This is a genomic window from Methyloceanibacter sp. (assembly GCF_051306395.1).
GTDB lineage: Bacteria > Pseudomonadota > Alphaproteobacteria > Rhizobiales > Methyloligellaceae > Methyloceanibacter.
The window spans coordinates 1-4,381 of record NZ_JBPPND010000244.1 but is presented as its reverse complement, the minus strand read 5'-3'; the positions used below and the strand labels follow the sequence as shown (position 1 = coordinate 4,381).

The window sequence follows — 4,381 nt, the reverse complement described above, 5'->3', positions numbered from 1 at the left end:
TCAAATCAATCGGAATGAGAAAATGGGCTCATGACGGTCAAAATTAAATGCCGCTGGTATTATTTCTTCACAAGACATTCGTCATGGCCGGGCTCGTCCCGGCCATCCACGTTTTGACTGGTCCCGAAATCGTGGATGCCCCGCACAAGGCCGGGCATGACAGACCCGAAAAATATCTAGAGAGCTACGCGGCCTCGGCGTGCCGGCGCGTATGCGCGGCCGTCAGGTCCGCCTCCACCAGCGCGCGGTCATGGGCGGTCTCGGCCAGCAGGTGGATATGCACCTCGTTGGCGCCGATCTTGGCGCCCGCGTGACGCAGATGGGCAAGGTTGAGCGAGATCGCGTCGTCCTTGGTGTCGCCGAAGGCCAGCGCCTCGCGTGTGCCGTCCTCGTGGCGGCGGACCAGAATGTAGTTGGCTTGGGGCAGGGCGGGGCAGCCCACCAGCGAATAGACGCTGTGGAGATAGCGGCGTCCCGACGCGCCACGCCAATAGTGGAACGCCTGGTCGAACGCGGCTTCCGCGCAGACCAGCGCAGGCTCCTCCGCCGGCCCCATAAGGGCAGTCTCAGAAGCGTCTGCTTGGCTCGTCCACATAAAATCCCGTCCCGTTAACTTTGGTCACCTTAGATGAAATGGGTTGACCGATGGCAAATACAAGACGCCCGCGATCACGTTTCTTCTATGGAACAAACATAGAACTCGTGATCGGTGCGCGTCAAGCTTTTAAGTGTTACCAAGGGGTTAACGCGCTTGATCGGCGACCTTCGCCTCGGCCAGAAGGCGGGCGGAGGCCGTTTCGATGGCCTCTTGCAGGCGGTTCAAAAATTCCGCCTTGGGAAGTCCCGGTGGCAGCGGATCGAGGATCTCGACCACGATTTTCCCGGGTTTTCTCGCCCAACTCCGCCGAGCCCAGAAGACGCCGGAATTGAGCGCCACGGGGACGCAGGGCACACCGAGCGCGTTGTAGATCAGCACGATGCCGGTCTTGTATTCAGGCGGCGCTCCCGGCGGGCGGCGTGTTCCTTCCGGGAACATTACGATTTCGCGCCCAGACGCGATTCGTTCCTTGGCCGCCTGGAGCATGCGGCGCAGCCCCGCCGGACCCTTGTCGCGGTCCACGGGAATCATGCTGAACTTGTAGGAGAACCAGCCATGGAACGGGATCCAGAACAGCTCGCGCTTCATGAACAGGGCCGGGTCGTGGAACAGCGGGATGAGCGCGAAGGTCTCCCAGGCGGACTGGTGCTTGGAGGCGACCAGGAACGGCGGCTCGGGCAACTTGTCCAGGCCGCGCACCTCGTAGTCGAGGCCGACAATGTGCTTCAGGAGCCAAAGTTGTGTGCGCGCGTACAGCTTCAGCGCCTCCATCGACCATTTGCGCGGGGCAAAGAACAGCGGCGAGCACAGCACCACGAACGCCACCGTGGTGAGGTAGAACGATATGCCGAAGAGGATGGAGCGGAACATTGCCGGCCTGCCTACGGTTCCGGCTCATCCTCGGGCGGCACCGAGGTGCCTTGCAAGGTCATGCGGGCGAGGTTGGTGGCCCAGAGCCGTCCGAGCGCCGGCAGGTATTTCAGATATTCCGACAACAGGAGCCGCGTAGTGCCGGGATAGTGCCACCAGCGCTCCACGTGCACGTTGTTGTCCACCACGGGGTAGGGGATGAGCGCCACGCCGGGGATGGCGCGCTCGAGCTCGGCCAGCGCGCGGGGCATGTGATAGTTGGACGTCACCACGATGATCGAGCTGTATTGGTTCAGTGTCACCCATTGAGCCGTCTCGGTGGCGTTGTCGATGGTGTTACGCGCTTCCTTGTCGATATCCACACAGCAGGCGAAATACTGGTCGCCCTGGCTCGAGAGCGCCTTCAGTTGCTTCAAGGTGGTGCCGCGATTGACGCCGGTAATCAGCACACGCTTCGCCTTTCGCTTGGCGAGCAGCTTCATGGCCTCGTCGATGCGCGCGACGCCGCCAGTGAGCACGGTAATGCCGTCGGCGGCATAGGCCGGCTCGCGCCGCTCCCGGTCCATGCCGTTGGCGAAGACGATAAAGCCGATAATGAGCATGACGAGCAGCAGGATCGTGCCGTCGAAGAGCAGGCGGACCCCGCCCATCAAGCCGCGGAAGCGGCGGAAGCGCCGCGGCCGGTCTTGCGGCTCCTCTTGGTCTGGTACCTCGACGTCCTCGCTCACCGCGCACCCCGAAACTGGCCTCGCGCGGCGCAGAATAGGCAAAATCGCCGCCGCACGATATCGGCTTCGACCTCCGGTTTCATGAAGATCATGCGTAGTTCTTGAGGACGCGGAAGACCCCGAAGCGCGAGGTGATCATGCACAGAGCCGCGACCACGACGACGATCCCCACCAGCAGGATATAGCCGCCGAAGTCGAGCTCGCCGGAGCCGAGCAGACGCCTCGTCTCGGCCTCGGTCACGGCACCGCCGCCCAACAGATACATCAAGAAGGGCAGCAGCAAGAATGCAATGGCCGCGGCGAAGGCGCCCGCGAGGCCGGCGCGCACGCCAAGCCCTAGAAAGTGCCGCTCGAATTCGCTGGCAATGAAGCGCTCGGTGGCGCCCACGAAATGCAGCACCTCGATGACCGCCCGGTTGGTGGCCATGGCGCTGCGCGTCGCCGAGACGATGACGGCGATGGTGGCCGCGGCGACAAGGCCGAGCACGGCGATGCCGCCGAGCGCGGTCGAGCGAGTGATCAGTTTGATCTCGGATTGCCAGCGGCGGTGATCGTCGAGCGTCACGCCCTCGAAGTTCTGGTTGAGCGCGTTTTTGATGAGGTCGATATCCGGGGGACTGGAGCGGTCGATCTCCACGGCGATGAGGCGCGGGATCGGCAACGCCGAAAGCGCCGCGGTTGAGCCGAGCCAGGGCTCGAGCAGTTTTGCCGAATCGTCGGCGCTCAAGGGTTTGACCCTGGTGACGCCCTTCTGCTTGGCGAGGAACAGCGCCACCAGCGTCATCTTCTTCTCAATGTCGGCGGTGTTGAGCGGATCGAGCTCTATGGTGATCTCGCTGGCGATGTCGTCCACCCAGGCATTGGCCGACTGGTTGATCATGTAGACCCCGCCGGCGGTGAGGCAGGCGAGGAAGGTCATGATGGCGATCACCACGGTGAGCGCGTTGCCGGCGATGGAGGCGGCGGGGACGATCTGGGAGGACTTGGCCTGAAATTTTGGCGGCAGCTTTGCGGCAAGGCGCGGGGGCAGGACGCCGGCGATGAGGCCGGTCCAAGGATAATCCTTGATGTCGTTGAGGACCGTCACGGGCCGCTGACCTGGAGCTGGCCTTCGTAGAGCATCAGGCGCGGCGCCTCCAGCTGCTCCATGAGGGCGTAGTCATGGGTGGCGATGATCACGGAGGTGCCGAGCCGGTTCAGTTCGACGAAAAGCCTGAGGAGCCGGTTGCCGATGGCCGGGTCCACGTTGCCGGTGGGCTCGTCGGCCAGGAGCAGCTCGGGCCGGCCGATGACCGCCCGGGCGATGGCCGCGCGCTGCTTCTCGCCGCCGGAAAGGACCTCGGGATAGGCATGGATGCGGTTTCCGAGCCCCACCCAGTGCAGCAGGTCGGTCACGTCGTCGGCGTAGTCGCTCTCTTTTTTTCCCATGACGCGCAAGGGGAGGGCCACGTTCTCCCAAGTGGTGAGGTGGTCGAGTAGACGGAAATCCTGGAAAACGATGCCGATCCGCCGCCGCAGCGCCGCCCGGCCGCTGGCTGGCAAATCCGCGATATTCTCGCCAAAAACGAAGATTAGGCCCCGGCTGGGCCGAAGAGACATGAAAAGAAGGCGCAGAAGCGAGGTCTTTCCGGCCCCCGATGGTCCGGTCAGGAAGTGAAAGGACCCCGGAAGCACGTGAAAGGTGACATCGCGCAAGATTTCCGGGCCTGAGCCATAGCGCAGCCCGACATTGTCAAAGCGAATCACCCGTCTTCCTTGCGCCTCTTAACATTGCCCACCACGGGCTCTTTATGCTGAACTCTCCGTCCGGTATCAATGGAATAGGGCAACGGCATGGGGCGTCCCGCACAATCGTTGCGTAGCGGGCGATTGCGGCATTCAAAATGGCAACACTAATTATCTGTCCGGCTTGCGAAACGCGTTACCAGATCAAGGCGGCATTCCCACCTGAGGGGCGCAAGGTTCGTTGCGCCAAATGCGGCCATGTCTGGCAGGCACAGCCGGAGGGGGCCGAGGCGCAAGCCGCGGCCGCGCAGCCAGCTGCTGCCCCGAAGGCGCCACCACCGCCACCTCCGCCTCAGGCTGCACCTCCGCGTCCCGAGCCCGCGCCACCACCACCGCCGCCACCACCTATGGCGGCGCCACCGCCACCACCTCCACCGGTCCAGGCCGCACCGCCGCCGCC

Annotated in this window: 5 protein-coding genes and 2 pseudogenes; 2 read left to right on the top strand and 5 right to left on the bottom strand. The window is 63.7% G+C overall.

Annotation, left to right across the window (positions count from 1 at the left end; all coding sequences use genetic code 11):
• Nucleotides 1-184: 184 nt before the first annotated feature.
• From ACSLE4_RS12950 to ftsE, 5 genes are all read right to left on the bottom strand, one after another.
• Nucleotides 185-556: a hypothetical protein gene (locus ACSLE4_RS12950; protein WP_435904853.1), complete on the bottom strand. Its 372-nt coding sequence runs from the start codon at nucleotides 554-556 to the stop codon at nucleotides 185-187.
• A 186-nt stretch (nucleotides 557-742) separates the two neighbouring features.
• Complete coding sequence (locus ACSLE4_RS12945; RefSeq protein WP_435904852.1) at nucleotides 743-1,468, bottom strand: lysophospholipid acyltransferase family protein; 726 nt, start codon at nucleotides 1,466-1,468, stop codon at nucleotides 743-745.
• A gap of 11 nt (nucleotides 1,469-1,479) precedes the next feature.
• Complete coding sequence (locus ACSLE4_RS12940; RefSeq protein WP_435904851.1) at nucleotides 1,480-2,196, bottom strand: YdcF family protein; 717 nt, start codon at nucleotides 2,194-2,196, stop codon at nucleotides 1,480-1,482.
• A gap of 88 nt (nucleotides 2,197-2,284) precedes the next feature.
• Nucleotides 2,285-3,283, bottom strand: coding sequence for a cell division protein FtsX (locus ACSLE4_RS12935; RefSeq protein ID WP_435904850.1), 999 nt, complete (start codon nucleotides 3,281-3,283; stop codon nucleotides 2,285-2,287).
• A complete protein-coding gene (gene ftsE / locus ACSLE4_RS12930) occupies nucleotides 3,280-3,942 on the bottom strand; it encodes a cell division ATP-binding protein FtsE (RefSeq protein WP_435904849.1) in 663 nt (220 codons plus the stop codon). The genes ACSLE4_RS12935 and ftsE overlap by 4 nt, the downstream gene beginning before the upstream one ends.
• A 137-nt stretch (nucleotides 3,943-4,079) precedes the next feature.
• Here ftsE and ACSLE4_RS12925 point away from each other — a divergent pair.
• Nucleotides 4,080-4,145, top strand: a pseudogene (locus tag ACSLE4_RS12925) (hypothetical protein); the annotation flags it as partial.
• A gap of 26 nt (nucleotides 4,146-4,171) precedes the next feature.
• Nucleotides 4,172-4,381, top strand: a pseudogene (locus ACSLE4_RS12920) (hypothetical protein); the annotation flags it as partial.

Coding starts and splice junctions, on each gene's coding strand:
- ACSLE4_RS12950 (WP_435904853.1), bottom strand. CDS start 556: ATGGGGCCGGCGGAGGAGCCTGCGCTGGTCTGCGCGGAAGCCGCGTTC.
- ACSLE4_RS12945 (WP_435904852.1), bottom strand. CDS start 1,468: ATGTTCCGCTCCATCCTCTTCGGCATATCGTTCTACCTCACCACGGTG.